The sequence below is a fragment of the Shinella sp. 1A1 genome, assembly GCF_055379515.1.
In genome coordinates this window covers 1036898-1063602 of record NZ_AP039671.1, presented here as the reverse complement: position 1 = coordinate 1063602, position 26705 = coordinate 1036898, and the positions used below count along the sequence as shown (strand labels likewise).

The following is a 26705-nucleotide window of genomic DNA, read 5'->3' as shown; positions in this document are numbered from 1 at the left end:
TTCTCATGGCGGACGATGGGCCCCTGCGCATCATTCATTGTTTCAGGTCCCCCGTCGGCGGAATCTTCCGCCATGTGCGCGACCTTGCGGAATACCACACGCGGGCGGGCCATGAGGTCGGCATCATCTGCGACAGTCTTACCGGCGGCTCTTTCGAGGACAAGCTCTTCGACGAGATCCGCCCCCATCTCTCGCTCGGCCTCGTCCGCATGCCGATCAGCCGGTCGGTCAATCTGCGCGACCTCGGCGCCATCCGGGACAGTTATCGTGAAATAAAAGGTTTGCAGCCGGATGTCCTGCATGGGCATGGCGCCAAGGGTGGCGCCATCGCCCGGCTCATCGGCTCGATCCTGCGGGTCAACAGGTATCGCGTAGCCCGCCTCTATACGCCGCATGGCGGCAGCCTGCACTACACCCGGCGCTCGGCGACGGGGCTCGCGGTACTCACCGCCGAGCGGCTTCTCGAACCCTTCGGCGATGCCATCGCCTTCGTCTGCGACTATGAGAAGGACGCCTATACCGCCCGCGTCGGCCGCCCGCGCATCCAGACGGCGCGCATCTACAACGGCATCCACGACCGCGATTTCGAGCGGGTCTATCCCCGCGAGGATGCGGTGGATTTCCTCTATATCGGCATGCTGCGCGACCTGAAGGGGCCGGACGTCTTCGTCGACGCCTTCGCGCGGGCCGAGCGCATCGCAGGCCGGCCGCTCTCCGCGCTGATGATCGGCGACGGGCCGGACAGGGAAAAATACAAGCAGATGATGCTGCAGCTCGGCCTCGGCCGGCGCATCGTCATGATGCCCGCCATGAAGGCGCGCGAGGCCTTCGCCCTCACCCGCAACGTGGTCGTGCCGTCACGCGCCGAGGCGATGCCCTATATCGTGCTGGAAGCGCTCGCCGCCCAGAAGCCGGTCATCGCAAGCCGTGTCGGCGGCATACCGGAAGTGCTCGGCCGCGACAGCATCGCGCTCACCGAGCCGGGCGACGCCCAGTCCCTGGCGGCGGCGATGGCCCAGGCGATCGGCGATCCCGGCTGGCTGCGCAAGGTCATGCCGGAGCCAGCGGCCTTCAAGGAAACCTTCTCGGCCTCGGCCATGTCCAGCTCGATCCTTGCCCTTTACCGGGACATTCTCGCCCGCCAGGCCGGCGGCCGGCGGCTTGCCGAAACGTCGGCGGAAGCCCTGCCGTAAACGTTTCTTAGGGGCTTCGTGCTATTTCCGGCACAAAGCCCCAAAGGTGCATGCCATGAACCATGTCGAGAAGCCCGAATCCTTCGATCCGGAAGGTTTGAGACGCAGGCTCTCCGAAAGCCGGGGAAATGCGTCCGGCCCGGCTGCCGGCGGCGCGGAGGAAAAGGGCGTCGAGCTCAATTCGCTTGCCCGCCAGATCGCCGAGCAGTTCCGCGACGACAGCTATTCGCCCGCCATGATCACCGGGCTGCTGCGCCTTTGCGAATTCGGCGCACTGCTTGCCCTCGGCTACTTCATCCATGCGCTCTATGACGGCTTCGAGATCACGGTGCTCTATGCCGCCGTGCTGGTGGGGGGCGCGGCCATCGGGGTCCTCCTCCTGCAACTCGCCGATGCCTATCAGGTGCCGGCGCTCCGCTCGCCCTTGCGCATGACGCCGCGCATCCTCGCCGCCTGGGCGGCGGCCTTCGCCTCCATTTCGCTCGTCCTCTTCTTCTTCAAGACGGGCGACCAGTATTCCCGCGTCTGGTTTGCCGCCTGGTTCGCGACGGGCGCCGTCTATCTCCTGTTCGAGCGGCAGGTGATCGCCTATGCGATCCGCCGCTGGGCCCGCAACGGCACGATGGAGCGGCGCGCCGTCATCGTCGGCGGTGGCGAACCGGCCAAGGAACTCATCCGCTCGCTGGAATACCAGCCGGAGAACGACATCCGCATCTGCGGCATCTTCGACGACCGCGACGAGCGCCGCTCACCCTCGATCATCGCCGGCTATCCCAAGCTCGGCAATGTCGCCGAACTCGTCGAATTCGCCCGCCTCGCGCGCATCGACATGCTGATCATCTCGCTGCCGCTCTCGGCCGAGACGCGCATCCTGTCGCTGCTCAAGAAGCTGTGGGTGTTGCCGGTGGATATCCGCCTTGCCGCCCATGCGAGAGGCCTTCGCTTCCGCCCGCGCAGCTATTCGCAAATCGGCGCCGTGCCGATGCTCGACATCTTCGACAAGCCGATCGCCGACTGGGACAATGTCGCCAAACGCATCTTCGACATCTTCTTCTCCGTCGTCGCGCTCGTCCTGCTCTGGCCGGTGCTGATCGGCGCGGCCATCGCGGTGAAGCTCTCCTCGCCCGGCCCGATCCTCTTCAAGCAGAAGCGCCACGGCTTCAACAACGAGGTCATCGAAGTCTACAAGTTCCGCTCGATGTACACGCATCTTTCGGACCCGTCCGCCCGCGCCGCCGTCACCAAGGGCGATCCGCGCGTCACCCGTGTCGGCCGCTTCCTGCGCAAGTCCTCCATCGACGAGCTGCCGCAGCTCTTCAACGTGCTGAAGGGCGAGCTTTCGCTCGTCGGGCCCCGTCCGCATGCCGTCGAGGCGCAGACGCACGACCGCAAATATGTCGATGTCGTCGACAGCTATTTCGCCCGCCACCGCGTGAAGCCGGGCGTGACCGGCTGGGCGCAGATCAACGGCTGGCGCGGCGAGATCGACCATGACGACAAGATCCGCTTCCGCACGGAGTTCGACCTCTACTACATCGAGAACTGGTCGCTCTGGCTCGACCTGAAGATCCTGTTCCTGACGCCCTTCCGCCTGCTCAACACGGAAAACGCCTATTGAGCGACGCGGCCCTCCCCCACGCCCCCTCCTTCCGGCCGCAGCTTGCGGCCGTCGGCATTATCGGCTCGGGGCTGGTGACGCTGGGCGTGTTCCTGTCGGGCTTCGTCATCAGCGAGCCGGCGCCCTATGAAGTCTTCATGGCGGCGCTCATCGGACTCTGGGCGCTCGTGGGGCTGCGCATCTCGCGCACCGTCGGATCGCTTCTCGCCCTTCTCGTGGTCTTCAATATCGGCGGCATGCTCTCGCTGACGGTGATGGACGATCTTTCCGAGGGGCCGATGTACATGGCCGTCTCGCTGTTCCTCGCCATTTCCAGCGTCTTCTTCGCCGCGATCGTCGAGGCGAAGCCGGCACGGCTGCAGCTCATCTTCCGCGCCTGGGTGGCGAGCGCCCTGATCACCTCGATGCTCGGCATCCTCGGCTATTTCCATGCCTTCCCGGGCTCGGAGGCGTTCACGCTCTACGACCGCGCCAAGGGCGCCTTCCAGGACCCGAACGTCTTCGGCCCCTTCCTCGTCGCCCCCTCGCTCTACCTGATGCACGGCCTTCTCGCCGGCCGCATCCTCGGCGCGCCGCTGAAGGTGATCGGCGTCCTCATCCTGGCGCTCGGCATCTTCCTGTCCTTCTCGCGCGCGGCCTGGGGCCTCTATCTCTTCGCCGTCGCGGCGCTCGTCTTCATCATGCTGCTGAAGGAGCGCACCGGCGCCTTCCGGCTGAAGATCCTCATCCTCAGCATCTCGGCCGCCGGCCTGATGATCCTCGCGCTGGTCGTCGCCCTGCAGTTCGACAAGGTTTCGAACCTCTTCTCCAGCCGCACGCAGCTCGTCCAGGAGTATGACGGCGGCCATCTCGGGCGCTTCGAACGCCACCGCATCGGCTTCCTGATGGCGATGGAAAAGCCGCTCGGCATCGGACCGATGCGCTTCGGCAAGATGTTCTCCGAAGACGAGCACAACATCTACCTGAAATCGCTCACCACCTATGGCTGGCTCGGCTTCATCACCTACCTGACACTGGTCGGATGGACGCTCTCGGCCGCCTTCAAGGCGCTGCTGCGCGACAGGCCATGGCAGCCCTACCTGATGATCGCCTTCATCACGCTTCTCGGCCACAGCGGGATCGGCTTCGTCATCGACACCGACCACTGGCGCCATTTCTACCTGCTGCTCGGCGTCACATGGGGCTGCCTTGCGCTGGAGCGCCGTTACACCCGGCAGGCGCTCAAAGAAAAAGCCGCCCCTCCTCCCGGAGAGACGGCTTTCGATAATCCATCGGGTAAATCTATCGCCTGATGGCCCTTGCCAGCGCTATGAGAATGCAGGCGCCGATGAAGCCGGCGACGAGATAGCCCAGCCAGCCGCCGAGCGAAACGCCGATCAGCCCCAGCAGGATGTTTGCGACCGCCGCGCCGACGATGCCGAGAACGATGTTCATCAGCACGCCCATATTGCTCTTCATGAACATTTCGGCGAGCCAGCCGGCAATACCGCCGATGATGATGGCTGCGATCCAGCCGATGCCTGCATTTTCCATGCGTAACCTCCTCAAGCGTCAGATAGCCCCGGCACGACAAGCCGGCGGCGAGAGAACGCGAAGAGACGCGTAAAGTTCCATGCGGAACTTCAAATGCAATCTATGAGGGGAGAGAATGGTCGGAATGGCGGGATTCGAACCCACGACCCCTTGACCCCCAGTCAAGTGCGCTACCGGGCTGCGCTACATTCCGGACCGCGCAAACCCCTATAGTCTCGGGCATTTGGATGCAAGCCCAAAATTGCCAATTCAGGATGTTTCGTCATCGGCAATTCGAATTTCCTGCCGAGGACGGCGGCGTCCCTGCGTCGGGTACGCGGCCTTCGTCCTCACGGCGGAGCTTGGCAAGCGCATGACGCTTCCAAGACAGGATTCTTTTCGCAAGCGTACCGGATTCGTCAAATCAGACCTTCCCGGCCATTAGACCAAAGTCTAAGACTGTTCCTGCTCGCTTGTCATTTTGCGAGCAACTCCCCCGCGTCACAGAGCCAAGCGTGACGCTTGTTTTGCCCCGCCATAGTGCGGGGCTTTTTCTTTTTGGGGATTTCCGCGGTTCAGCGGACCTGGTCGAGCAGGCGCTTGCATTCCAGGAGATCGTAGAGCGCCTCCTGCAGGAGGGCGCGGTCCTCCTTGCCGACGCTGGTCTTGCCGAGCGAGATTTCCGGTGTCTCCTCGCTGCCGCCGACGAAGGAGAAGAAGCGGCGGCTGGCCGGAGCCTTGGCACGGCCGACGATCTGGTCCTCGTCGCTGCCGGCCTTCGGCGGGGGCGGCTCCTCGTGGCTGGCGGCCGCCAGCGCCTCGACGGTCGCAAGGTCGCCGCTGGCGATCGCCGCGACGAACTTGTTGCCATTGACCTTGAGCAGCTTCTGCACGCCCTTGATCGTATAGCCGTGGTCGTAGAGCAGATGGCGGATGCCCTTGAGGAGATCGACGTCTTCCGGGCGATAGTAGCGCCGCCCGCCGCCGCGCTTCATCGGCTTGATCTGCGTGAAGCGCGTTTCCCAGAAACGCAGCACATGCTGCGGCAGGTCGAGATCGTCGGCGACCTCGCTGATGGTGCGGAAAGCGTCCGGACTCTTGTCCATTCTACCCTCGATGAAAGCTCACGCCGGCGCACGAGAAGCGTGCCGCCGAATCGTATTCATTTCAGCGGGTTGCCGGGCGATATTCAAGTTTCAAATTGCTAATGCCCGGCAACAGGCGGGAAAATCGCTCAGGACGCGGGAGAAGCGGGCTTCTGCTTCGCCTTGCGCGCGAGATGGGCCTTCAGCACCCGCTGCTTGAGAACGTTGGACGCCTTGAAGGTCATGACGCGGCGCGGCGAGATCGGCACTTCCTCGCCGGTCTTCGGGTTTCGCCCGATGCGCTCGTTCTTGTCACGAACCTGGAATGTCGCGAAGGAGGAGAGCTTCACGCTCTCGCCCCGCACGATGGCGTTGCAAATCTCGTCGATCACGGTTTCGACAAGCTCCGCGGATTCTGTTCTGGAAAGGCCGACCTTCCGGAAAACCGATTCGGCCAAATCTGCGCGTGTCACCGTCTTACCGCTCATCGCTCCTCACCGATTTCCTATTGAAAGCCTATGGTTAAGTGGCGGAAGAGTATTGTCCTTGCCCCCTCGGGTCAAGCGGGCCTGCTGCGCAGTCTCACCTTACCAGCGAAGCAGCACCGCACCCCAGGTGAAACCGCCGCCCATCGCCTCCAGAAGGACGAGGTCACCCTGCTTGATACGGCCGTCTGCGGCCGCCGCCGCAAGGGCCAGCGGGATCGATGCCGCCGAGGTGTTGCCGTGCTGGTCCACGGTGATGACGACCTTCTCCAGCGGGATGCCGAGCTTCTTGGCCGAACCGTCGATGATGCGCTTGTTGGCCTGGTGCGGCACCAGCCAGTCGACGTCGTCGGCGGTGAAGCCGGTGGCGTCGAAGGCCGAGACGATGACGTCCGTGATCATGCCGACCGCATGCTTGAAGACCTCGCGGCCCTCCATGCGCAGATGGCCGACCGTGCCGGTGGTGGACGGGCCGCCGTCGACGAAGAGCTTGTCGCGGTGCGCGCCGTCGGAGCGAAGCTGCGTCGACAGGACGCCGCGGTCCGCATTGGTCCCCGCCCCTTCCTGCGCTTCCAGCACGATGGCGCCGGCGCCGTCGCCGAAGAGCACGCAGGTCGTGCGGTCGGTCCAGTCGAGGATGCGCGAGAAGGTCTCCGCGCCGATGACGAGGACGCGTTTCGCAAGCCCGCCGCGGATATAGGCGTCCGCCGTCGTCACGGCATAGACGAAGCCGGAACAGACCGCCTGCACGTCGAAGGCGAAGCCATGGGACATGCCGAGGCGGTTCTGAATGTTGACGGCCGTCGCCGGGAAGGTGTTGTCCGGCGTGGAGGTGGCGACGATGATCAGGTCGATGTCGGCGGCGGTAAGGCCGGCATTGTCCAGCGCGGCGCGGGCAGCGCCCTCGCCGAGCGAAGCGGTCGTCTCGCCCTCGCCGGCGATGTAGCGCTGGCGGATGCCGGTGCGCTGCACGATCCATTCGTCGGACGTGTCGACCATGCTTTCCAGTTCGGCATTGGTGAGCACCCGTTTCGGAAGCGCCGTTCCGAAACCGCGAACCACTGAACGAATCATCCTATACCTCGTCGGTCACGCCCGGGGCGCCTTCGACAGGCCGGCCCGCGTGATACTTCTGCAAATCCCGTTCGATCTTGTCCCTGAGGCCGTTGCGGACCATGTCGTAGCCGACATCCACCGCCGCGGCGAAGCCCTCGGCATCCGTGCCGCCATGGCTCTTGATGACGATGCCGTTGAGGCCGAGGAACACGCCGCCGTTCGTCTTGCGCGGGTCCATCTTCTCGCGCACGCGGTCGAAGGCGCTCTTGGCGAGAATGTAGCCGAGCTTGGCAAGCCAGGTGCGCGACATGGCCGCGCGCAGGTATTCGGCGATCTGCCGCGCCGTGCCTTCCGCCGCCTTCAGGGCGATGTTTCCTGAAAACCCTTCCGTGACCACCACGTCCACCGTGCCGCGACCGATATCGTCACCTTCCACGAAGCCGTAATATTCAATCGTGTCGAAATTGGCCTCGCGGATGAGCTGGCCGGCGGCCTTGACCTCTTCCTGGCCCTTGATTTCCTCGACGCCGACATTGAGGAGGCCAAGCGTCGGCCGATCGATCTCGAACAGCGCGCGCGCCATGGCCCCGCCCATCAACGCGAAGTCGAAGAGCTGGCTCGCATCGGCGCCGATCGTCGCGCCGATGTCGAGCACGATGCTCTCGCCCTTCAGGGTCGGCCAGATGCCGGCGATGGCCGGGCGCTCGATATTGGCCATCATGCGAAGGCAGAACTTCGACATGGCCATCAGCGCGCCGGTATTGCCGGCGGAGACGGCGACATCGGCCTCGTTTTTCGCCACGGCATCGATCGCCTGCCACATGGAGGACTTGCCGCGGCCGCGGCGCAGCGCCTGGCTCGGCTTCTCGTCCATGGCGACGGAGACGTCGCAATGATGGAAAGTGCTTGCAGCCTTCAGCTTGGGATGCTGCGCCAGAAGCGGCTCGCATTCGGCGGCATTGCCATAAAGTACGAAGCGGATCTCGGGATGTCGTTCGAGAGCCTTGGCTGCGCCCGGGATGGCGACCTTCGGACCGAAATCGCCACCCATGACATCGACGGATATTCTGACCACGCGAGTCTTGCCTTACTAGCCTTGATTCTTGTTCCAACGGCAGAGGGGTCACTACAGCGGAATTCGGCCAAAATACCGCTTTTCGCCGGGTGCACAACTGAATTATCGGGCGCTTGCCGGGCCGTTCAGTCTTTTTTCCAATCCTTCAGAACGGCGAAGGGCGACGGTTTGCGGTCGTCCTTGTCCGTGCTTTCGATGTGGTCGCCGAAGGCGACATCGGCCCTGCGGGGATAGGGATCGATGGCGAGCGCCGCGTGTTCGGCGGCCACCACGCCGGCATCGATGGTGTCGCCGGTGAAGACTTCCGGCGCATCGGGACCGTCGGGATCGAGCAGCATCTCGCCGGTTTCGGACGAAACCGGCAGGCGCGCCAGCTTGGAGCCTTCCGGCACGAAGACCACTTCCACCGGCTCGTCGATATGGGATTCGACCGGGTCGAGCGTCACGACGCAGGCCTGCACGATATCGGCGGTCACGCGCCCCTTGAGGCGCACGCCGTCGCGCTTCCAGCGCATGACCTGGAAGGTCGCCGACAGCGCCTTCACCTCGAGCACCGACCAGAGCCCGGCGAGGCCGGCCCTTTCCTCGGCATCGGCGCTGATCGTCACCTCGACCGGGTTGGCCGAGATATGGCCCACCTTCACGGGGTAGGAGAATGGCGCGTCGTCGTCTTTCTTCATCACATGTCCCTCGCCGCTTCAGGCGGCGTTTTCTTCGGTGCCGGGCTCGATCACCTCGAGCAGGCCGGCCCGGATCGCATCTTCACCGGCCTCCCCCATCGCCTTCTCGACGGCGACGAGATACTCCGCCAGTCCCTCCATTGAGGGAGCCTCAAGACCCGCCGCCGGATGGATGTTCCGGCGAAGCGCCTCGGCAAGCGCGGCGCGGTCGCCGGCATCGAGTGCGGCGGCATAGGATTCCAGCCGGCCGTAGAACATGCCGGCGAATTTCTTCATGCGCTTCGGCACGCCGACATCGCCCACGCCAAGCTCGCGAATCGAATGGTCGACGTCCTCGAAGAAGGCGTCGACGATCTCCTGAGCGATCTCCTGGCCCGACGTGGCGCTTACACGCGTGCGCCGGAAGTAAAGGATCAGCATGGCCGAGAGCATCTCGAAGCGCCCCATGACCGTGTCAGGAACGTCAAGTCTCTCATAGAGATAGGGATGACGCGCCGCCTTTGTCAGGGTCGCATACTGCTTCTCGACGATGCGCCGGTTGCCGTTTTTTTTGCCGAACAGGCCGAAAATCATCATAAAGCCTAGTTTTGCCCGATTCAAACCATGGTGCCGTCGCAAGTCATGTTGCATGACGGTCGAAGCTGGTTTACCGAAGCAGGCATGAATTGCAATGGCTGCGCGGCCATCATCGTCCCGGGGATGTTGTGAAGAGAGATTCTGCGAATATGAAGCTGTTGCGTAACGCCGCCATTGCCGTCACCCTCTCCGCATCCGTTCTGACGGCCTGCCAGGGCCCCAGCGAAGTCCTCTATCAGGGCTATGTCGTCGACCAGGAAACGCTAGCGCTCGCACCCGTCGGCTCCTCGCGCGAGCAGGTTCTGCTTTCGCTCGGCACGCCGTCCTCGACCGCGACCTTCGACAACGAAGTCTTCTACTACATCTCGCAGAAGCGCAGGCGCGCGGCCGCCTTCATGAAGCCGAAGGTCATCGAGCAGAGCGTGCTCGCCGTCTATTTCGACAAGGACGGCAATGTGGAGCGCCTCGCGAACTACACCCTGCAGGACGGCAAGGTCTTCGACATGATCGCCCGCGTCACACCGACGGGCGGCGCCGAAACGACCTTCCTCGGCCAGCTTCTGCGCGGCGGCGCGAACCCCGGCAGCGTCATGAAGAGCATGCTGGGCGGCAACAACTGACGCCCATCCGGAAGGATGAAACAAGAAACCCGCGGGGATCGCTCCCCGCGGGTTTTTGTTTGATCGCCGTCCGGATCAGGCGAGAACGGCGAGCAACAGCAAGGCCACGATATTGGTGATCTTGATCGCCGGGTTCACAGCCGGGCCGGCCGTGTCCTTGTAGGGATCGCCGACCGTGTCGCCGGTGACGGAGGCCTTGTGGGCTTCCGAGCCCTTGAGGTGGCGGTTGCCGTCCTTGTCGACGAAACCGTCCTCGAAGCTCTTCTTGGCATTGTCCCATGCGCCGCCGCCGGAGGTCATGGAGATCGCCACGAACAGGCCGTTGACGATGACGCCGAGCAGCGAGGCGCCGAGCGCCGCGAAGGCCGAGGCCTTCGAGCCGGAGATGAGCAGCACGCCGAAATAGACGACGAGCGGCGCCAGCACCGGCAGCAGCGAGGGGATGATCATCTCGCGGATCGCCGCCTTGGTCAGGATATCCACCGCGCGGCCGTAATCCGGCCGTTCGGTGCCGGCCATGATGCCGGCCTTCTCGCGGAACTGCCGCCGCACTTCCTCCACGATGGAACCCGCCGCCCGGCCGACGGCGGTCATCGCGATACCGCCGAAGAGGTAGGGGATGAGGCCGCCGAAGATGAGACCGGCCACCACGTAGGGGTTGGAGAGATCGAAGGAGATCGTGCCGATATCCGCGAAATACGGATATTTGTCGCCGTTCGCCGCGAAATAGGCGAGGTCGTTCGAGTAGGCGGCGAAAAGCACCAGCGCGCCGAGGCCGGCCGAGCCAATCGCGTAGCCCTTGGTGACGGCCTTGGTCGTGTTGCCGACGGCGTCGAGCGCGTCGGTGGACTTGCGCACCTCCGGCGGCAGGTGGGACATTTCGGCGATGCCGCCGGCATTGTCCGTAACCGGGCCGAAGGCATCGAGCGCCACGATCATGCCAGCAATGCCGAGCATGCCGGTGACGGCGATGCCGGTGCCGAAGAGGCCGGCGAGCTGGTAGGTGGCGATGATGCCGCCGACGATGACGATCGCCGGCAGCGCCGTCGATTCCAGCGAGACGGCAAGGCCCTGGATGACGTTCGTGCCGTGGCCGGTGACGGACGCCTGGGCGATGGAGTTCACCGGGCGCTTGTTGGTGCCGGTATAGTATTCGGTGATCACCACGATGAGCGCCGTCACCAGAAGCCCGAGCAGGCCGCAGATGAAGAGGTTCGTACCGGTGATCTCCTTGCCCGCCACAGTGCCGAGGCTGCCCCAGCCGACCGTGAGCGACGTCGCGGCCCCAAGGCCGAGGACCGAAAGCACGCCCGTCACGATGAGGCCCTTGTAGAGGGCGCCCATGATCGAGCCGTTCGAGCCGAGCTTGACGAAGAAGGAACCGATGATCGAGGTGATGATGCAGGCGCCGCAGATGGCGAGCGGATAGATCATCGCGCTCGCGAGGATCGGCGTGGCCGCGAAGAAGATCGCCGCGAGGACCATGGTGGCGACGACCGTCACCGCATAGGTCTCGAAGAGGTCGGCGGCCATGCCGGCGCAGTCGCCGACATTGTCGCCCACATTGTCGGCGATGGTGGCCGGGTTGCGCGGGTCGTCCTCGGGAATGCCGGCCTCGACCTTGCCGACGAGGTCGCCGCCGACATCCGCACCCTTGGTGAAGATGCCGCCGCCGAGACGGGCGAAGATCGAGATCAGCGATGCGCCGAAGCCGAGCGCGACGAGCGCGTCGATGACCTCGCGCGAGGCCGGTTCCTGGCCGAGGACGCCGGTCAGGATCCAGTAGTAGATGGAGACGCCGAGAAGCGCGAGACCCGCCACCAGCATGCCGGTGATCGCGCCCGACTTGAAGGCGATGTCCAGGCCGGAGGACAGGCTGACGGACGCGGCCTGCGCCGTGCGCACATTGGCACGGACGGAAACATGCATGCCGATGAAACCGGCAACGCCCGACAGCACGGCGCCGATCAGGAAACCGATGGCGGCCGTTGCGGAAAGCAGTAGCCAGGTGCCGATGAAGACGACGACCCCGACGATGGCAATGGTCTTGTACTGCCGGGTGAGATAGGCCTGCGCCCCTTCCCGGATATAACCTGCAATTTCCTGCATGCGGGCATTCCCCTGGTCGGCGGCCAGCACCGACTGTGTCGCCCAGATGGCATAGACCACCGAGAGCAACCCGCATGCGATAACGCCAAACAATATGGTCATTTCGCTCTGTCCTCCTTGGAGGCTCCGGGGTCCTCTCCCCGCAGCCGAAAAGCGCCTGCTCCCCTTGCCTCCTCACAAGTGGAAACCGGCGCGGCCAGAGTGCGTTTGCGAATCGGTTGCGTCAAGCCGCTGCACCGCGGCAAGCGCTTCTAAAAAACGGATTTTTCGAGGCGGCTCGGTGCGAACCGATTAGACGGCAGCGCGGCGCGTGCGCAAAAGCAGGAGCAGCACCAGAACGAGGCTGACGCCGGTGATGGGCCAGAACATCAGGTTGATCGCCTGCCAGCCATAGGTGTTGAACACCTTGCCGGAGGAGAAGGAGGCGAGCGCCACGGCGCCGAAGAGGATGATGTCGTGGAAGCCCTGCACCTTGTCGGCCTCGTGCGGGCGATAGCTGGAGGCGACGATGGCGGTGGCGCCGATGAAGCCGAAGTTCCAGCCGATGCCGAGCAGGATGAGCGCGCCCCAGAAATTCCACAGCGCGATGCCCATATGCGCGACCCCGGCGCAGCCCATGAGGATGATGAGGCCGGCGGCGACCACCTTTTCCGTGCCGAAACGCTGGATCAGCATGCCGGTGAAGAAGCTCGGGGCGAACATGGCAAGCACGTGCCACTGGATGCCGAGCGTCGCCATTTCCGGCGAGAAGCCGCAGCCGATGACCATGGCGAGCGGCGCGCCGGTCATCATGAAGGTCATCAGCGCATAGGAGGAAATGCCGCAGACCATGCCGGTCAGGAAGCGCTGGGTCAGCACGATCTCGCGCAGCGGCCGCACGGGCGCGCCGCTGGCGGCGCCCGCCGCCTTGTGGTCGGGCAGGCGCAGCAGGAAGAACAGGACGATGGCAAGGCCGCAGAGCGGCGCGAGCGCCACGAAGGCGCCGGCGAAGAGCACGGGCTCGAAGAGGTCCTTGGTGAGGATGACGACCTGCGGGCCGAGGATTGCCGAGATGACGCCGCCGGCGAGGATCCAGGAGATGGCGCGGGGCTTGTAGAACGAGGGCGAGGCATCGGCCGCGGCGAAGCGGATCTTCTGCGCGAAACCGCTGGAAATGCCGACGAGCATGAAGCCGAGGGCGAAGAGCCAGAAATCGCCGCGGAAGAGCGCGATGGCCGCGATCAGCCCGCCGCTCGCCCCGACCAGCGCGCCGACGACGAAGCCGTAGGCGCGCCCGAGCAGGCGCGCGGCGATGGCGACGAGCACGGCGCCGAGCGCCACGCCGACATTGAAGCCGGTCAGCGGGGCGGTCGCCAGCGACTTGTCCGCGCCGAGCAGATTGTAGCCGGCAAGGCCGCCGACGGAAAAGACGATGGGGCCGGACGAGGCAAGCAGCGCCTGCGCGAACATCAGCAGGAAAACGTTGCGGCGCGCGGCCGACAGTTCCCGTTCAAGACCTTCGACCGTGCCGACGCTCATCGTGCCTACCGTTTACTTGCGTGTATCCGTCCGAACCTGCCTGGCGATGCGGTCGAGAACCGCGTTCACCAGCTTCGGCTCCTCGTCCTCGAAGAACGCCTTGGCGATCTCGACATATTCCGTGACGATCACGGCGACCGGCACGTCCTTGCGCTCGCGCAGCTCGAAGGTGCCGGCGCGCAGGATGGCGCGGACCGTCGAATCGAGGCGCGACAGCGCCCAGTCGTCCTGCAGCGCCGCGCCGATCAGCGGATCGAGCTGGCGCTGGTCGCGCACGACGCCCGAGACGATGGAGCGGAACCATGAGGGGTCCGCCTTCAGATAGGTGTCGCCGTCGAGTTCCTGGCCGAGGCGGTGCGCCTCGTATTCGGCGACGATCTCCAGCACGCCGGTGCCGCCGATATCCATCTGGTAGAGCGCCTGCACGGCGGCAAGGCGCGCCGCGCCGCGCTGGTTGGCCGGTTTCACCGGCTGCTGGTTCTTCTCGGTGGTCACTGTTCGCCGCCCAGTTTCTTCTTCAGCTCGATCATGGTCAGCGCCGCGCGGGCCGCAAAACCGCCCTTGTCGCCTTCCGAGCGGCGGGCGCGCGCCCAGCCCTGCTCGTCGTTCTCGACCGTCAGGATGCCGTTGCCGATGGGAAGGGCCTCGCTGACGGAGAGGTCCATCAGCGCGCGGCAGGATTCGTTGGCGACGATGTCGAAATGGTAGGTCTCGCCACGGATGACCATGCCGAGCGCGACGAAGCCGTCATACCAGGTGCCGGCATTTTCCATGCCGTCGAGCGCCATGGAGATGGCGGCCGGGATTTCGAGCGCGCCCATGACGGTCACGATGTCGTAGGTCGCGCCGGCCGCGTCGAGCGCGTGCTTGGCGCCGTCGAGCATCGCATCGGCCATGTCGTCGTAGAAACGGGCCTCGACGATGAGGAGATGGGGATTATCGGTGTTGGCCATGAATCACCTGAAAATTGGAAGCAGGCCACGCAATTGCGGGCGGAAGCGGCGGTCAAACCACGACGGACGGGGCTTGGCAAGCGTTTTCCGCCCCCTGCGGCGTTTTCCGCCTTTCCCGGATGGCCGGCCCTTCGGGGGACGGAACCGTCGGCTACCGGGAAGACGAGCCCGGCGCCTGATCTCAGGCGGCGAGCGACACGCGGTTGCGGCCGCCGCGCTTGGCCTCGTAGAGCGCCTTGTCGGCGTTGCTGAGGAGGGAATCGAAGCTCACGCAGGCCTCGTTGCCGAAGGCGATGCCGGCGCTCACGGTGCAGCTTATGGAGCGCCCGCCGATGGGGATCAGCTTGGCCGCGAAATCGGCGCGGATGCATTCGGCGATGTGCTGCGCCCGGTGCGGCAGCGTGCGGTCCAGCACCACGACGAATTCCTCTCCGCCCAGGCGGGCGACGCAGGCCGCCGCGCCGCAGGCATCGCACAGCACCGCAGCGAAGGCCTTCAACACCGCATCGCCGGCCGCATGGCCGTGGCGGTCGTTGACCGATTTGAAGCTGTCGAGGTCGAAGGCGATGGCCGCCCGGTGCGCGCCGACCGTCTCCTCGCCGTAGCGGTCGAAGAGCGCCCGGCGGTTGAGAAGGCCCGTCAGCGCATCCGTATTGGCGGCGCGCTGGTGGTTGCGGGCGACACGCCACTGGTTGAGCGCCAGCGACATGGCGCCGATGCCGCTTATGCCCATGATCGCCACGACAAGATTGAGGTTTTCCGCCCAGTTGTCGGGCGCATGGCCGAGCACCATGCGGCCATCGTGAATGAGCACGCCGGCGCACAGGATGAAGGACAGCGCCGTCAGCAGGTAGAGGATGACCATGCCGGTGAGCGGTAGCGGCGCCTCGTCCCGGCCGCGCCAGTATTCGCCGGCCGTGGCGACCAGCGCGGCGGCGATCAACAGGTTGAGCGCGACGAAGCCCGCGCCGTCATAGCCGGCCACCAGCCAGGGGAGAGCAATGGCCGAACTCGCGAGGAAGGCGGCGAGGATGCGGCCGCGGCCGCGCCGGCCCGTGCGGAAACGATAGGCCGCGCCATAGATGAAGGCGAAGCCGAGGAACTGCAGCGCGAAGGCAAGGCATCCGATCCGGAAGTCGGGATTGTCGAAATAGATGCTGTAGACCACGACGGCCGGAACGATGCAGCCGATGCCGAGGGACCAGGAGAGCAGGAAGCGCTCGACCCGGGCGGACATCCACGTGGCGAACAGGGTGGCGGAAAGGCAAAAGCCCGCCAGCCCGATAGCCAGGAGAAGAGTGTTATAGTCCGGCATCATGCACGAGCGTCCCCAGGTCCGATGCCGCACCCTAGGAGCGCAGAAGTATCGATATCGTTACCTCGGAGATGGCTTGCCGCCGATTTCCTGTGCCGTTTCGCAACGAACCTCGAGATTGTCACGCCGCGGTCACGCCCGGATGCAACCGGACGCAGCCTTGTTGCCCGTCCGCCGGCCTTTTACCGGCGGGGACGAGCCAATGCGCCTGCTTCGGAAGAAGCTCTCTACGCCTTCGGCGCAGGGAATTCCGCCAGCCGGGCGGCGTAGCGCGCCATGGTGTCGACCTCGAAATTGACGAAATCGCCGGCCTTGCGCTCGCCCCAGGTGGTGACCTCCAGCGTGTGGCGGATAAGGAGCACGTCGAAGACCGCGCCGTCCACCGCGTTGACGGTGAGCGAGGTGCCGTCGAGCGCGACGGAGCCCTTCGGGGCGACGAAGCGCTCCAGCCCTTCCGGCGCGCGGATGCGGAAGCGCGTGGCATCGCCCTCCGCCTCGACCGAGAGGATTTCCGCCTTGCCATCGACATGGCCGGAGACGATGTGGCCGCCGAGTTCGTCGCCGATCTTCAGGGACCGTTCGAGATTGATGCGCGTGCCGGCCGTCCAGCTGCCAATGGTCGTCAGCCGCAGCGCTTCTTCCCAGGCCTCGACCTCGAACCAGCGGGCATTCGCGCCTTCCTCCGGCAGTGCCGTCACGGTGAGGCAGGTGCCCGAATGGGCAATGGAGGCGCCCATGTCGATGGTTGCGGGATCGTAGTTGGTGCGCACGCGCAGGCGGACGCCCTCGTTCATGGGCTCGATCTTCTCGACCGTTCCGATATCCGTGACAATGCCGGTAAACATCAATCGTCTCTTTCGTATTCTTGCAGGACATCCGCACCGTAGCGCGCCGTGTGGCGAAGCGAGAAGCCGTCCGGCATCCGCCCGGACACAAATGGGGATGCGACCCCGTCCTTGCCAATGGCCTCGGGCCCGGTAAAGAGCGAAATGCGGCCGACGAGGCCGGCATCGAGGAAGGACATGGCCGTGCGCGCGCCGCCTTCCACCAGCAGCGAGGAGATGCCGCGCGTCGCCAGCGCCGTCAACAGGGCGTCGAGCTTGCGCGGATCGCAGATCAGCACCTCGACGCCGAGCGCCTCCAGTGCCGCCTGGCGCGCGAGGAAGCCGGGATCGTCCCTGCGGTCCCTTTCCGTCACGGCGATGACCGGCACCGTTTGCGCCGTCTGCGCCAGTTTCGAGGCCGGCGGCAGTTCCAGCCGCGGATCGAGCACGATGCGCACCGGCGAGCGGGCTTCGAGGCCCGGCAGGCGGCAGGTGAGTTCCGGATCGTCGGCGAGCGCCGTGCCGATGCCAATAAGGATCGCGTCCGTCTCGGCGCGCAGCACATGCACCTGGCCGCGCGAGACGGGGCCGGTGATCGCCACCTGTCCCTCCCCCAGCCGGCCGAGCATGCCGTCAGCGGAAACGGCAAGTTTCAGAGTCACATAGGGCTGCTTCTTCGTCTGTCGATTCAGGTAGGCGGCAAGGGCCTCCCGGCCCGCTTCCTCCAGAACGCCGGTCTCCACCGCGATGCCGGCATCGCGCAGCATGGCAAGGCCCCTGCCCGCGACGCGCTCGTCCGGGTCCGTCACCGACACGACGACGCGGGCGATGCCGGCGGCGATCAGCGCCTCGGAGCACGGCGGCGTCTTGCCGTGGTGGGAGCAGGGTTCGAGCGTGACATAGGCTGTCGCACCGCGCGCCGCCGCGCCCGCCTCGGCGAGCGCCTGCGTTTCCGCATGCGGCCTGCCGCCCGGCGCGGTGACGGCCGAGCCGACGACCACGCCATCCCTGACGATCAGGCAGGCGACGGAGGGATTGGTAGAGGTCAGGCCAAGGTTGCGGCGGCTGAGGCGGATCGCCGCCGCCATGAAGCGCTTATCTTCCGCCTGGGAAGACATCTAGCCGTCGGCGCCCGGATCCCGGGCGATCTTGGCGGCGACCTCGGCGAGGATCTTCTCGAAGTCGTCGACATGGGAGAAATCGCGGTAGACCGAGGCGTAGCGCACGAAGCCCACGTCATCGAGCGCCTTCAGCGCCTCCAGCACCTGGAGACCGATTTCTTCCGAGGCGATTTCCGTCTCGCCAGAGCTTTCCAGCCGGCGGACGATGCCCGAGACCGCGCGTTCGATGCGATCCCGGTCGACGGGCCGCTTGCGAAGCGCGATCTCGAAGGATTTCAGCAGCTTGTCGCGGTCGAAGGGGGCCTTGCGGCCCGTCTTCTTGACGACCATCAGATCCCGCAGCTGCACCCGCTCGAAGGTCGTGAACCGACCGCCGCAATCCGGGCAGATGCGCCGGCGGCGAATGGCGGCCCCGTCCTCTGCGGGACGGGAGTCCTTCACCTGCGTATCTTCCGAACCGCAATAGGGGCAGCGCATTCTCTGATCCTGCTTACATGTAGGGATACATCGGGAAGCGGCCCGTCAGCGCGACGACCTTTTCCCGGACGGCGGATTCGACAGCCGCATTGCCCTCGTCGGAATTGGCGACCTTGAGACCGTCGAGAACCTCGACGATCAGGCTGCCGATCTCCTTGAACTCGGCTTCCTTGAAGCCGCGGGTCGTGCCGGCCGGCGTGCCGAGGCGGACGCCCGAGGTGACGAAGGGCTTTTCGGGGTCGAACGGGATGCCGTTCTTGTTGCAGGTGACATAGGCGCGGCCGAGGGCGGCTTCCGCCCGCTTGCCGGTCGCGTTCTTCTTGCGAAGGTCGACGAGCATCAGGTGGTTGTCGGTACCGCCCGAGACGATGTCGAGGCCTCCGGCCTTCAGCGTCTCGGCGAGAGTCTTGGCGTTCTTGACGACCTGCGCGGCGTATTCCTTGAATTCCGGCTGCAGCGCCTCGCCGAAGGCGACGGCCTTGGCGGCGATGATGTGCATGAGCGGACCGCCCTGCAGGCCCGGGAAGACGGCCGAGTTGATCTTCTTGGCGATGTCCTCGTCGTTCGTCAGCACGACGCCGCCGCGCGGGCCGCGGAGCGACTTGTGCGTGGTGGTGGTCGCGACGTGGCAATGCGGGAACGGCGACGGATGCTGGCCACCGGCGACGAGGCCGGCGATATGCGCCATGTCGACCATCAGATAGGCGCCGACTTCATCGGCGATCTCGCGGAAGCGCTTCCAGTCCCAGATGCGGGAATAGGCGGTGCCGCCGGCGATGATGAGCTTCGGCTTGTTCTTGCGGGCCTTCTCGGCGACGTCGTCCATGTCGAGCAGATTGTCGCCCTCACGCACGCCGTAGGAGACGACGTTGAACCACTTGCCGGACATGTTGACCGGCGAGCCGTGCGTCAGGTGGCCGCCCGAATTGAGATCGAGGCCCATGAAGGTGTCGCCCGGCTGCAGCAGCGCGAGGAAGACGGCCTGGTTCATCTGCGAGCCGGAATTCGGCTGGACGTTGGCGAAGTTGACGCCGAACAGCTTCTTGGCGCGCTCGATGGCGAGTTCTTCCGCGATGTCGACGAACTGGCAGCCGCCGTAGTAGCGCTTGCCCGGATAGCCTTCGGCATACTTGTTCGTCATGATCGAGCCCTGGGCTTCGAGCACGGCGCGCGAGACGATGTTCTCCGAGGCGATCAGTTCGATCTCATGGCGCTGGCGACCGAGTTCCTTCTGGATCGAGCCGAAAATCTCCGGATCGGTGTCGGCAAGGGAACGCGTGAAGAAAACGTCGGTGGCGGAAGACTGGCTCATCCTCGAGGCTCCTTAAGGGTGGGTGGCACGGTGTTTAACGTCCTCGCATGGCAAGGGCAATATCCGCTCCACGGTTTGCGCCATTTCGGCGCGTCTTATGGGATAAAAACGACAGACGGCACAAAGCCGGAAGGAAAAAGGCCCCGCGTTCCAGAGGAAAGCGGGGCCTTCGAAAAGTCAGACAAATAGCCTTATTGCGGCAGCAGGTCGTCGTCCGGGGAGCCGGCCGGCTTTTCCATGCCGTAGCCGGTCTGGAGGGCGAGTTCGGTGGCGCCGTCCATCTGGTAGATGTCGTCGCGGAACTGCACGACACGGTCGCGGGCCGACCAGGCGCTGATGTAGACGAAATAGACCGGAACCTCGACGGCCAGCTTGATCGGCGTGTTGACGCGGTCGTTGATGACCTTCTCGATCTGCTGGCGCGACCAGCCGGGCGTGTCGCGCAGCAGCCAGGTGATGAGGTCGCGGACGTTCTGCACGCGCACGCAGCCGGACGATTCGAAGCGCATCAGCTTGTTGAACAGGCCCTGCTGGGGCGTGTCGTGCATGTATTCGTTGTTCGTGTTGTGGAAGTTGATCTTGGTGGACGCCATGGCGTTGATCTTGCCCGGGTCCTGACGGAACATCAGGTTCGGCGCCTTGTCGGCGAACCAGTCCACTGTCTCCGGCGCGACCTCGCGGCCGCTGCCGTCGATCAGGCGGATGTTGTTGCGCTTGAGGTAGGTCGGGTCCTTGCGCATCAGCGGCACGATGTCCTTCTCGACGATCGAGCGCGGCGCGGTCCAATAGGGATTGAGGGTGACGTCGTAGATCTTCGAATTGAGGATATGCGTCGGGCGGCTGCTGCGGCCGACGACGGCGACATGGCGCAGCACGACGCGCCCGTCCTCAACTGCCTCGACGGAGGCAGCCGGAATGTTGACCATCACATAGCGCTGGCCGAGATCGCCGGACATGGTCTGCAGGCGCACAAGGTTGGTGTTGAGCTGGTTGAGGCGCGTCGTCGCCGGCACGTTCATGGCCTTCAGCGAGAATTCGCCGAGCACGCCGTCCTGCGGCAGGCCGTGGCGGGCCTGGAAGCGCTTCACCGCGCCGTCGACATAGGAATCGAAGGCGTTGGAGATACCCGCCTCGCGCGACAGGTCTCCGGAGATCATCAAGCGCTGGCGCAGGGTCTGGACGCCGGGATCGACCACGCCGATCTGCAGCTTCTGGGCCGAGGAGACTTCCGGCCAGCCGCCGGCGGATACGATCTGCTGGTAGTCGGCGATCGCCTGCTGGATGTTCGGCACGGCGCCAGGGCCGAGGATCGGATTGTTCGAGGCGACGGCGTCGGCGCTGCGCGAGGCCTTGGCGTCGAACTGATCGTCCCAGTTGCCGCGGCGCGATGCATCCAGAATGTCGTCCATCGCCGACTGGGCAAACGCGGGCGCTGCAAGGGCAGCGGCGCCGAAGGTTGCGGCCGAACGCAGGAATGCGCGGCGCGAGAACACATCAAATCCGGTTTTGCGAGACATCTATCCTACCATCTCCTGAGACGCCACATCGAGCGGCGAGGTGCACGCGGCACGGGGGACCGAAGGGTCCATACCCGATGCAGCTATCACGAACAGGGTTAACAAACGCAAACCGGCCCTGCCGCCCGCGCATACCTGAGCCCATCGTCCGGGTGTCACAGCAATATGGCCAATTCGTGTCTCGGAGGCTGCGGGCCGGCCGCAAACGAAAACGTGAAAAGCCGGACGCGCAGGGAACGCGGCCGGCTTTCGGAGGAGGTCGAAAAGAACGCCCGGGGATTACAGGCGATAGAGGATCGAGTCGTTCCAGAAGCGGTCGAGACGCTGAAGCAGCTTGTTCATCTGGTTGAATTCGCCTTCGCCGATGCCGCCGACCTTCTGGATCGAGCCGATATGGCGCTCGTAGAGCTTGGCGACGGTCTCGGCGACTTCCTGGCCGGTTTCCGTCAGGCTGATACGGACCGAGCGGCGGTCGATGCGCGAGCGCTGGTGGTTGATGAAGCCGAGGTCGACCAGCTTCTTGACGTTATAGGAGACGTTCGAGCCGAGGTAGTAGCCACGCGAGCGCAGCTCGCCGGCGGTCAGCTCGGAATTGCCGATGTTGAAGAGGAGCAGCGCCTGGACGGCGTTGACGTCGGAGCGACCGGCGCGGTCGAATTCGTCCTTGATGACATCGAGCAGGCGACGGTGCAGACGCTCGACGAGGTGAAGGGATTCCAGATAGAGGTTGCGGATCGCATCTTCCTGCGGATCGACGACCGGGGCCTGCTGCGGCTTCATCTTGGTGTTCATGGTTCTCTGCCTCACTGTTTTGTTTGGCGGTGTGGTTTGTTTTCCCGCCTTGAGTGAGAACCTAGCGAATGCATCTAAAATTCTACTTAAACCGCAGCCTTAACAGCGCCTTACCGGAGAGCGACCCTGTCTCAGGGTGAATCAGTTCTTACCGTGCGGGCCTGGCGGCGGCGCTGGATGAAGAGCGCGACGCGGAAAAGCAGGAACATCACGGCCACCGCGACATGCATGATGACCAGCAGCCGGTTGATGCCGAAGATGGACGGATAGACCTCGTGCATCGTGATTTCCGTCGCCGCTGCGATCAGCCAGATCACCGGCCCCCAGGAGACGAGCAGCCAGAGGCCGACGGCCGCGACGGGGAAGAGCACGGCAAGCGCCGTCGAGGCGGCCTTCCAGGCCGGCGGCAGCAGATCGAACCGCCCTCTCCCGTCAAGGGAGAAGCCCGTCAGCATGGCCCAGTACTGCAGCGCGAACCACAGCGAGGCCACCGCCACCAGCCGCAGGAACAGTGCGAACAGCGTCTCAGTCAGGCTCGGTCTTGGGCCCTTGGCAGAATCAGCAACCATGGTGGGGACAGTAAGGGCAAGCACCGCCGGCATAAAGCCTGCAAAACGCGTCATGCACGGCCATATGCCGCACACTCCCCTCCCCGCTCGCGATTTGATTGACGCGGACGGCGTGATAAGACGCGCCAAACGGACCAGCAAGGAAATGACATCATGACCGGCAGCAGGAACATCGTCGACGAAATCACCGGCCACCGCCGCATGCGGCGGAACCGGAAGGCCGACTGGACCCGCCGGCTCGTGCAGGAGAATCGCCTGACGGTGGACGATCTCATCTGGCCGGTCTTCGTGGTGCCGGGCACGAATGTCGTCGATCCCGTCGCGGCGATGCCCGGCGTCAACCGCATGAGCGTCGACAGGCTGGTGGAAGCCGCCAGGGAAGCGGCCGACCTCGGCATCCCCGCCATCGCCACCTTCCCCAACATCGATATGAACCTGCGCGACGAGACGGGCTCGCACAGCCTTGCGGCCGACAACCTCATCAACGAGGCGACGCGGGCCATCAAGAAGGCCGTGCCGAACATCGGCGTCATTACCGACGTCGCGCTCGATCCCTTCACCAGCCACGGCCATGACGGCGTGCTGCGCGGCGACGTGATCGTCAACGACGAGACGGTCGAGCTGGTCGCCCGGGCCGCCGTGATCCAGGCAGATGCCGGCTCCGACATCATCGCGCCGTCCGAGATGATGGACGGGCGCGTCGGCGCGATCCGCCGGGCGCTCGATGCGGCGGGCCACCAGGATGTCGGCATCATGGCCTATGCGACGAAGTTCGCCTCGGCCTTCTACGGCCCCTACCGCGACGCCATCGGCACCGGCGGCCTGCTGAAGGGTGACAAGAAGACCTATTACATCGACCCCGCCAACGGCACCGAGGCGATGCGCGACGCCGCGCTCGACGTCGAGGAAGGCGCGGATATGATGATGGTCAAGCCGGGCCTTCCCTATCTCGACATCTGTTGGCGCATGAAGGAGGCGTTCGGCCTGCCGGTCTTCGCCTATCAGGTCTCGGGCGAGTACAGCCAGATCAAGGCCGCGGCGCTGAACGGCTGGATCGACGGCGAGCGCGTCATGCTCGAGACCCTGCTCGCCTTCAAGCGCGCCGGCTGCGACGGCATCCTCACCTATTTCGCAATGGACGTGGCGCGGCATCTGGCTAAAAAGGGCTGAGCGCCCCGCAAGCTACAACGCAATCCGCGACAGAGCGAATGGCATCCCGATAACCACGCCGATCGCAAAGGGGTGGCTCCTCGAGTCTCCCTTTCCGGGCAGCGGGTTTGCCGCAACCTCGGCAAGGCAGACAAAGTAAAGGCCGCAAAGCATGAACATGCCGGCATGCCAGAAGGCGCCGGTGATCGCAGGCATGATTGCAAAACCGAAAAGAACCGCGGCCGCCACCGAAGCGAAGCCGACGGCTCTCGTTGCCACATTGTGCACCATATCCCGTAGATAGGCCATTGCGCGCCGGTTGCCCTGCCACTCCAAAATCAGCCTTCCAGTCCACAGAAACAGGATCGAGAATGCTATGGAATGGAAGGCGACATGCTCCAGCAGCAGGATACCGCCCCAGTCCGCCTTGTCGAAATAGTCATAGGCGACAAACTGAAGAATCGCCGCCAGAAAGCCCAGCGAGGAAAAGAATGGGACATCCTTGCGCAGGTCACCACTGACGAGGAGCCACGGAGTATTCTCCGACGGTTTCATGATCGTTTCCTTTCGAATACGGATCGGCGCGTTAAATGCCTTGCCCGTTCGTCCTATCACCGCCAGCTCGGGAATCGCCTATTGGTTCCGATCTGTTGTTTTCCGCCGACGACATCCCATATGGAGGGCATGTTCCATTCGGGAGACAGGCAGATGAGCGCTGATTTCAACGAGACGCGGGTTCCGACGACGGACTGGCAGGCCTATCGTGGCGTGCTGTCGCGCCGGGTGTTCGCGTTCCTGATCGACTATGCGATCATCGCGCTCCTCTGGATTCCGGCCGCCGTGGTGGTCTTCTTCCTCGGCATCCTGACCTTCGGCCTCGGCTTCTTCCTTTATCCCTCGCTCTTCGTCATCGTCGCCATGCTCTATTTCGGCCTGACGATGGGCGGCCCGAGCCAGGCGAGCGCCGGCATGAACGTCATGGGCCTCGCGCTCGCGCGCGTCGACGGCCGGCCGGTCGATTTCCTGACGGCGATCGTCCATCTCGTGCTGTTCTGGATCGGCAATGCGCTGCTGACGCCGTTCATCGTGCTCGTCGGCCTCTTCACCGATCGCGGCCGCCTGCTGCACGACCTGCTGCTCGGCACCGTTATGGTCCGCCGCGACCGCTACTGACCGGCCGGATCGCCCTCAAGCCACCGGCCCCATCGCTCCGCAACGGCCCTCCCCATGGCGATTGCAGGGGGAAGGGCCTTGCGGCAGTTGACCTTTTTCCGAACTGCGCCATGGTATTGGCATAGAAGTGTCACATGGCGACGGAGTCGCTTCACGGCAAATGAACACGCAGGCAACATCCTCTCCGCAATTCTATCTCACCGCGCCGGCGGCTTGCCCCTATCTGCCGCAGGAGATGGAGAGAAAGGTGTTCACCCACCTCGTGGGCGAGCGCGCGCCGGAGCTGAACGATCTCCTCACCCAGGGCGGCTTCCGCCGTTCGCAGAACATCGCCTATCGTCCGGCCTGCGAATCCTGCCGCGCCTGCATTTCCGTGCGCATCCTCGTCAACGAGTTCGAGCCGCGACGCACCATGCGGCGGGTGCTGGCCGCCAATGGCGACATCGTCTCGCGGGAATATCCGGCCGAGCCCTCCAGCGAGCAATATTCGCTCTTCCGCCACTATCTCGACGCCCGCCACCAGAAAGGCGGCATGTCGGACATGTCCGTACTCGACTATGCGATGATGGTGGAGGACACGCATGTCCACACCAAGGTCATCGAATATCGCGTGCGCGAGGAAGGCGCGGGCCTCAAGGAACGGCCGCAGGGCGAGCTCCTCGCCGTGGCGCTGACCGACCGCATGGGCGACGGCCTTTCCATGGTCTATTCCTTCTACAATCCGGAACTGACCCACCGCTCGCTCGGCACCTTCATGATCCTCGACCATATCCGCCGCGCCAGGGCGCTCGGCCTGCCGCATGTCTATCTCGGCTACTGGGTGAAGGGATCGCGGAAGATGGACTATAAAACAAAGTTTTTGCCGCAGGAGCACCTGATGCCGCGCGGCTGGGAGCGCTATGAAGGAGACGATATCGCTCCCTAGTGCATTTCCGGCTCGCCGGAAATATTCTAGATTCTTGTTTTAACCGCATTATCCGACGCCGAAGCGACGCCGCTCCGGCTGGAAACGCTCCAGTTCACATTCGGTCCCGCCGTGTCCTCAGCCAACGATCCCGCCCTTCACCGCAAGGGCCTTCTCATCACCGCCATCGGCGGTCTCGCGCTTTCCTTCGACATCCCGCTGATCCGCTCGGCCCATGGCGAGTTCTGGTCGATGCTGGTGCTGCGGAACCTCTCCGTCTTCCTGATGGCCCTCGTCCTGTGGGCGGGGCTGAACTTCGTGCTTCGCCGGAAGACCGTGCTCGTGCCCGGCCGCAAGGGCCTGCTGATCACCCTCTTCTACGGCGTCAACTCGCTGACCTTCATGCTCGCCGTCTTCAACACGACGACGGCCAATGTCGTCTTCATCCTCGCCTTCACATCGATGTTCGCCGCCATTCTCTCCTGGATCTTCCTCGGGGAGCGGCCGGCCAACGCGACGCTGCTGACCATGGCGGCCATGGTCTTCGGCGTCATCCTCATCGTGCACGAGGGCCTTGCCAGCGGCAATCTCTTCGGCGATGCGATGGCCGCCTGTTCCGCGCTGATGCTGGCATGCGCCCTGACGCTCAGCCGCAGCAGCGGCGCCGACATGGGCTTCGTACCGCTGATCGCCTCCGCCACGTCGGGCATCGTCGGCCTGTTCCTGCTGCCCGAAGGCGGCCTCGTCGTCGCGGACCCCGTCTATATTCTCCTCAACGGCCTCGTCCTGCTTCCCCTCGCCTTCTGGTGCCTCGCAACGGGACCCCGCTACCTCTCCGCGCCGGAAGTGGGCATGTTCTACCTCGTGGAAACGGTGCTCGCGCCCATCTGGGTCTGGATCGTCTTCGCCGAAACGCCCACCACCCAGACCCTCGTCGGCGGCTCCATCCTCATCCTCGCCCTCCTCGCCCACTCGCTCTGGCAGATGCGGTCGAAGGTGCGGGCCGCGAAGGCAGCGGACTCGGCCACCGGGCTTCCGTTCACCGGATGAGATTGCGATCTGCTCAGTCGCA

Annotated in this window: 28 protein-coding genes and 1 tRNA gene; 8 read left to right on the top strand and 21 right to left on the bottom strand. The window is 64.7% G+C overall.

Going from position 1 to position 26705, the window contains the following annotated elements:
* The first annotated feature begins 5 nt into the window (after positions 1 to 5).
* From ACZ48C_RS05230 to ACZ48C_RS05220, 3 genes are read left to right on the top strand one after another with little or no spacing between them, the layout of a single operon-like run.
* The gene (locus ACZ48C_RS05230; protein ID WP_454635122.1) at positions 6 to 1193 is read left to right on the top strand and encodes a glycosyltransferase family 4 protein; all 1188 of its coding nucleotides are present in this window, start codon (positions 6 to 8) and stop codon (positions 1191 to 1193) included.
* A gap of 55 nt (positions 1194 to 1248) precedes the next feature.
* On the top strand, positions 1249 to 2811 hold the full coding sequence (locus tag ACZ48C_RS05225; protein ID WP_424549309.1) for an undecaprenyl-phosphate glucose phosphotransferase: 1563 nt from the start codon (positions 1249 to 1251) through the stop codon (positions 2809 to 2811).
* On the top strand, positions 2808 to 4103 hold the full coding sequence (locus tag ACZ48C_RS05220) for an O-antigen ligase family protein (RefSeq protein ID WP_464782394.1): 1296 nt from the start codon (positions 2808 to 2810) through the stop codon (positions 4101 to 4103). Before ACZ48C_RS05225 ends, ACZ48C_RS05220 begins: the two co-directional genes overlap by 4 nt.
* On the opposite strand, the gene ACZ48C_RS05215 is transcribed toward ACZ48C_RS05220, so the two are convergent.
* From ACZ48C_RS05215 to ACZ48C_RS05180, 8 genes are all read right to left on the bottom strand, one after another.
* Entirely contained in the window at positions 4093 to 4344 is a 252-nt protein-coding gene (locus tag ACZ48C_RS05215) for a GlsB/YeaQ/YmgE family stress response membrane protein (RefSeq protein ID WP_119258755.1), read from the bottom strand. The two genes, ACZ48C_RS05220 and ACZ48C_RS05215, sit on opposite strands and share 11 nt — an antisense overlap.
* A 116-nt stretch (positions 4345 to 4460) precedes the next feature.
* A tRNA-Pro gene (locus ACZ48C_RS05210) sits at positions 4461 to 4537 on the bottom strand.
* 361 nt (positions 4538 to 4898) lie between these two features.
* Positions 4899 to 5429 (bottom strand): MerR family transcriptional regulator, encoded by a 531-nt coding sequence (locus ACZ48C_RS05205; protein ID WP_464782393.1) that lies wholly within the window; start codon positions 5427 to 5429, stop codon positions 4899 to 4901.
* Between the two features lie 128 nt (positions 5430 to 5557).
* A complete protein-coding gene (locus ACZ48C_RS05200; protein WP_064329714.1) occupies positions 5558 to 5896 on the bottom strand; it encodes an integration host factor subunit alpha in 339 nt (112 codons plus the stop codon).
* A 99-nt stretch (positions 5897 to 5995) separates the two neighbouring features.
* A complete protein-coding gene (locus ACZ48C_RS05195) occupies positions 5996 to 6967 on the bottom strand; it encodes a beta-ketoacyl-ACP synthase III (protein ID WP_454635124.1) in 972 nt (323 codons plus the stop codon).
* Between the two features lies 1 nt (position 6968).
* Entirely contained in the window at positions 6969 to 8024 is a 1056-nt protein-coding gene (gene plsX / locus ACZ48C_RS05190) for a phosphate acyltransferase PlsX (protein WP_119258758.1), read from the bottom strand.
* Positions 8025 to 8149: 125 nt separating this feature from the next.
* The gene (locus ACZ48C_RS05185) at positions 8150 to 8704 is read right to left on the bottom strand and encodes a YceD family protein (protein WP_318911346.1); all 555 of its coding nucleotides are present in this window, start codon (positions 8702 to 8704) and stop codon (positions 8150 to 8152) included.
* 18 nt (positions 8705 to 8722) lie between these two features.
* The gene (locus tag ACZ48C_RS05180) at positions 8723 to 9277 is read right to left on the bottom strand and encodes a ubiquinol-cytochrome C chaperone family protein (RefSeq protein WP_464782777.1); all 555 of its coding nucleotides are present in this window, start codon (positions 9275 to 9277) and stop codon (positions 8723 to 8725) included.
* A 152-nt stretch (positions 9278 to 9429) separates the two neighbouring features.
* On the opposite strand from ACZ48C_RS05180, the gene ACZ48C_RS05175 reads away from it, so the two are divergent.
* The gene (locus ACZ48C_RS05175; protein ID WP_119258760.1) at positions 9430 to 9900 is read left to right on the top strand and encodes an outer membrane protein assembly factor BamE; all 471 of its coding nucleotides are present in this window, start codon (positions 9430 to 9432) and stop codon (positions 9898 to 9900) included.
* Between the two features lie 75 nt (positions 9901 to 9975).
* Here the strand turns inward: ACZ48C_RS05175 and ACZ48C_RS05170 are convergent, their stop codons facing one another.
* From ACZ48C_RS05170 to ACZ48C_RS05115, 12 genes are all read right to left on the bottom strand, one after another.
* Positions 9976 to 12111 (bottom strand): sodium-translocating pyrophosphatase, encoded by a 2136-nt coding sequence (locus ACZ48C_RS05170; protein ID WP_119258761.1) that lies wholly within the window; start codon positions 12109 to 12111, stop codon positions 9976 to 9978.
* 189 nt (positions 12112 to 12300) lie between these two features.
* Positions 12301 to 13527: an MFS transporter gene (locus ACZ48C_RS05165; protein WP_119258762.1), complete on the bottom strand. Its 1227-nt coding sequence runs from the start codon at positions 13525 to 13527 to the stop codon at positions 12301 to 12303.
* 12 nt (positions 13528 to 13539) lie between these two features.
* Entirely contained in the window at positions 13540 to 14022 is a 483-nt protein-coding gene (gene nusB, locus ACZ48C_RS05160; protein WP_119258763.1) for a transcription antitermination factor NusB, read from the bottom strand.
* The gene (gene ribH, locus ACZ48C_RS05155; RefSeq protein WP_119258764.1) at positions 14019 to 14480 is read right to left on the bottom strand and encodes a 6,7-dimethyl-8-ribityllumazine synthase; all 462 of its coding nucleotides are present in this window, start codon (positions 14478 to 14480) and stop codon (positions 14019 to 14021) included. Before ribH ends, nusB begins: the two co-directional genes overlap by 4 nt.
* Before the next feature lie 181 nt (positions 14481 to 14661).
* Entirely contained in the window at positions 14662 to 15798 is a 1137-nt protein-coding gene (locus ACZ48C_RS05150) for a GGDEF domain-containing protein (RefSeq protein ID WP_464782392.1), read from the bottom strand.
* Positions 15799 to 16022: 224 nt separating this feature from the next.
* Positions 16023 to 16640 (bottom strand): riboflavin synthase, encoded by a 618-nt coding sequence (locus ACZ48C_RS05145; RefSeq protein ID WP_119258766.1) that lies wholly within the window; start codon positions 16638 to 16640, stop codon positions 16023 to 16025.
* On the bottom strand, positions 16640 to 17737 hold the full coding sequence (gene ribD, locus ACZ48C_RS05140; RefSeq protein WP_464782391.1) for a bifunctional diaminohydroxyphosphoribosylaminopyrimidine deaminase/5-amino-6-(5-phosphoribosylamino)uracil reductase RibD: 1098 nt from the start codon (positions 17735 to 17737) through the stop codon (positions 16640 to 16642). Before ribD ends, ACZ48C_RS05145 begins: the two co-directional genes overlap by 1 nt.
* Complete coding sequence (nrdR, locus tag ACZ48C_RS05135) at positions 17738 to 18217, bottom strand: transcriptional regulator NrdR (RefSeq protein WP_119258768.1); 480 nt, start codon at positions 18215 to 18217, stop codon at positions 17738 to 17740. It abuts the gene before it with no gap.
* A 13-nt stretch (positions 18218 to 18230) separates the two neighbouring features.
* On the bottom strand, positions 18231 to 19529 hold the full coding sequence (glyA, locus tag ACZ48C_RS05130) for a serine hydroxymethyltransferase (protein ID WP_415212033.1): 1299 nt from the start codon (positions 19527 to 19529) through the stop codon (positions 18231 to 18233).
* A 191-nt stretch (positions 19530 to 19720) separates the two neighbouring features.
* The gene (locus ACZ48C_RS05125; protein ID WP_119258770.1) at positions 19721 to 21046 is read right to left on the bottom strand and encodes a L,D-transpeptidase family protein; all 1326 of its coding nucleotides are present in this window, start codon (positions 21044 to 21046) and stop codon (positions 19721 to 19723) included.
* 279 nt (positions 21047 to 21325) lie between these two features.
* Complete coding sequence (gene ldtR / locus ACZ48C_RS05120) at positions 21326 to 21838, bottom strand: transcriptional regulator LdtR (protein ID WP_119258771.1); 513 nt, start codon at positions 21836 to 21838, stop codon at positions 21326 to 21328.
* Between the two features lie 131 nt (positions 21839 to 21969).
* Complete coding sequence (locus ACZ48C_RS05115; protein WP_413251139.1) at positions 21970 to 22407, bottom strand: DUF6163 family protein; 438 nt, start codon at positions 22405 to 22407, stop codon at positions 21970 to 21972.
* 153 nt (positions 22408 to 22560) lie between these two features.
* Between ACZ48C_RS05115 and hemB the strand changes: the two genes are divergently transcribed.
* Complete coding sequence (gene hemB / locus ACZ48C_RS05110; protein ID WP_119258772.1) at positions 22561 to 23577, top strand: porphobilinogen synthase; 1017 nt, start codon at positions 22561 to 22563, stop codon at positions 23575 to 23577.
* Positions 23578 to 23589: 12 nt separating this feature from the next.
* Here hemB and ACZ48C_RS05105 read toward each other — a convergent pair whose 3' ends face one another.
* Positions 23590 to 24111, bottom strand: coding sequence for a hypothetical protein (locus ACZ48C_RS05105; RefSeq protein ID WP_119258773.1), 522 nt, complete (start codon positions 24109 to 24111; stop codon positions 23590 to 23592).
* Positions 24112 to 24264: 153 nt separating this feature from the next.
* Between ACZ48C_RS05105 and ACZ48C_RS05100 the strand changes: the two genes are divergently transcribed.
* The 3 genes from ACZ48C_RS05100 (at position 24265) to ACZ48C_RS05090 (ending at position 26683) form a co-directional block, all read left to right on the top strand.
* The gene (locus ACZ48C_RS05100; protein WP_119258774.1) at positions 24265 to 24729 is read left to right on the top strand and encodes an RDD family protein; all 465 of its coding nucleotides are present in this window, start codon (positions 24265 to 24267) and stop codon (positions 24727 to 24729) included.
* 160 nt (positions 24730 to 24889) lie between these two features.
* Positions 24890 to 25654, top strand: a complete 765-nt coding sequence (locus ACZ48C_RS05095; RefSeq protein WP_464782390.1) for an arginyltransferase — start codon at positions 24890 to 24892, stop codon at positions 25652 to 25654.
* Between the two features lie 111 nt (positions 25655 to 25765).
* Positions 25766 to 26683: a DMT family transporter gene (locus tag ACZ48C_RS05090; protein ID WP_464782389.1), complete on the top strand. Its 918-nt coding sequence runs from the start codon at positions 25766 to 25768 to the stop codon at positions 26681 to 26683.
* Positions 26684 to 26705: the final 22 nt, after the last annotated feature.

Bases quoted from the DNA above. Each gene is read 5' to 3' on its own strand.
- ACZ48C_RS05230 (WP_454635122.1), top strand. From the start codon at position 6: ATGGCGGACGATGGGCCCCTGCGCATCATTCATTGTTTCAGGTCCCCC.
- ACZ48C_RS05225 (WP_424549309.1), top strand. From the start codon at position 1,249: ATGAACCATGTCGAGAAGCCCGAATCCTTCGATCCGGAAGGTTTGAGA.
- ACZ48C_RS05215 (WP_119258755.1), bottom strand. From the start codon at position 4,344: ATGGAAAATGCAGGCATCGGCTGGATCGCAGCCATCATCATCGGCGGT.
- ACZ48C_RS05205 (WP_464782393.1), bottom strand. From the start codon at position 5,429: ATGGACAAGAGTCCGGACGCTTTCCGCACCATCAGCGAGGTCGCCGAC.
- ACZ48C_RS05200 (WP_064329714.1), bottom strand. From the start codon at position 5,896: ATGAGCGGTAAGACGGTGACACGCGCAGATTTGGCCGAATCGGTTTTC.
- ACZ48C_RS05195 (WP_454635124.1), bottom strand. From the start codon at position 6,967: ATGATTCGTTCAGTGGTTCGCGGTTTCGGAACGGCGCTTCCGAAACGG.
- ACZ48C_RS05185 (WP_318911346.1), bottom strand. From the start codon at position 8,704: ATGAAGAAAGACGACGACGCGCCATTCTCCTACCCCGTGAAGGTGGGC.
- ACZ48C_RS05180 (WP_464782777.1), bottom strand. From the start codon at position 9,277: ATGATTTTCGGCCTGTTCGGCAAAAAAAACGGCAACCGGCGCATCGTC.
- ACZ48C_RS05175 (WP_119258760.1), top strand. From the start codon at position 9,430: ATGAAGCTGTTGCGTAACGCCGCCATTGCCGTCACCCTCTCCGCATCC.
- ACZ48C_RS05170 (WP_119258761.1), bottom strand. From the start codon at position 12,111: ATGACCATATTGTTTGGCGTTATCGCATGCGGGTTGCTCTCGGTGGTC.
- ACZ48C_RS05165 (WP_119258762.1), bottom strand. From the start codon at position 13,527: ATGAGCGTCGGCACGGTCGAAGGTCTTGAACGGGAACTGTCGGCCGCG.
- ribH (WP_119258764.1), bottom strand. From the start codon at position 14,480: ATGGCCAACACCGATAATCCCCATCTCCTCATCGTCGAGGCCCGTTTC.
- ACZ48C_RS05150 (WP_464782392.1), bottom strand. From the start codon at position 15,798: ATGATGCCGGACTATAACACTCTTCTCCTGGCTATCGGGCTGGCGGGC.
- ACZ48C_RS05145 (WP_119258766.1), bottom strand. From the start codon at position 16,640: ATGTTTACCGGCATTGTCACGGATATCGGAACGGTCGAGAAGATCGAG.
- ribD (WP_464782391.1), bottom strand. From the start codon at position 17,737: ATGTCTTCCCAGGCGGAAGATAAGCGCTTCATGGCGGCGGCGATCCGC.
- nrdR (WP_119258768.1), bottom strand. From the start codon at position 18,217: ATGCGCTGCCCCTATTGCGGTTCGGAAGATACGCAGGTGAAGGACTCC.
- glyA (WP_415212033.1), bottom strand. From the start codon at position 19,529: ATGAGCCAGTCTTCCGCCACCGACGTTTTCTTCACGCGTTCCCTTGCC.
- ACZ48C_RS05125 (WP_119258770.1), bottom strand. From the start codon at position 21,046: ATGTCTCGCAAAACCGGATTTGATGTGTTCTCGCGCCGCGCATTCCTG.
- ldtR (WP_119258771.1), bottom strand. From the start codon at position 21,838: ATGAACACCAAGATGAAGCCGCAGCAGGCCCCGGTCGTCGATCCGCAG.
- ACZ48C_RS05115 (WP_413251139.1), bottom strand. From the start codon at position 22,407: ATGGTTGCTGATTCTGCCAAGGGCCCAAGACCGAGCCTGACTGAGACG.
- hemB (WP_119258772.1), top strand. From the start codon at position 22,561: ATGACCGGCAGCAGGAACATCGTCGACGAAATCACCGGCCACCGCCGC.
- ACZ48C_RS05105 (WP_119258773.1), bottom strand. From the start codon at position 24,111: ATGAAACCGTCGGAGAATACTCCGTGGCTCCTCGTCAGTGGTGACCTG.
- ACZ48C_RS05100 (WP_119258774.1), top strand. From the start codon at position 24,265: ATGAGCGCTGATTTCAACGAGACGCGGGTTCCGACGACGGACTGGCAG.
- ACZ48C_RS05095 (WP_464782390.1), top strand. From the start codon at position 24,890: ATGAACACGCAGGCAACATCCTCTCCGCAATTCTATCTCACCGCGCCG.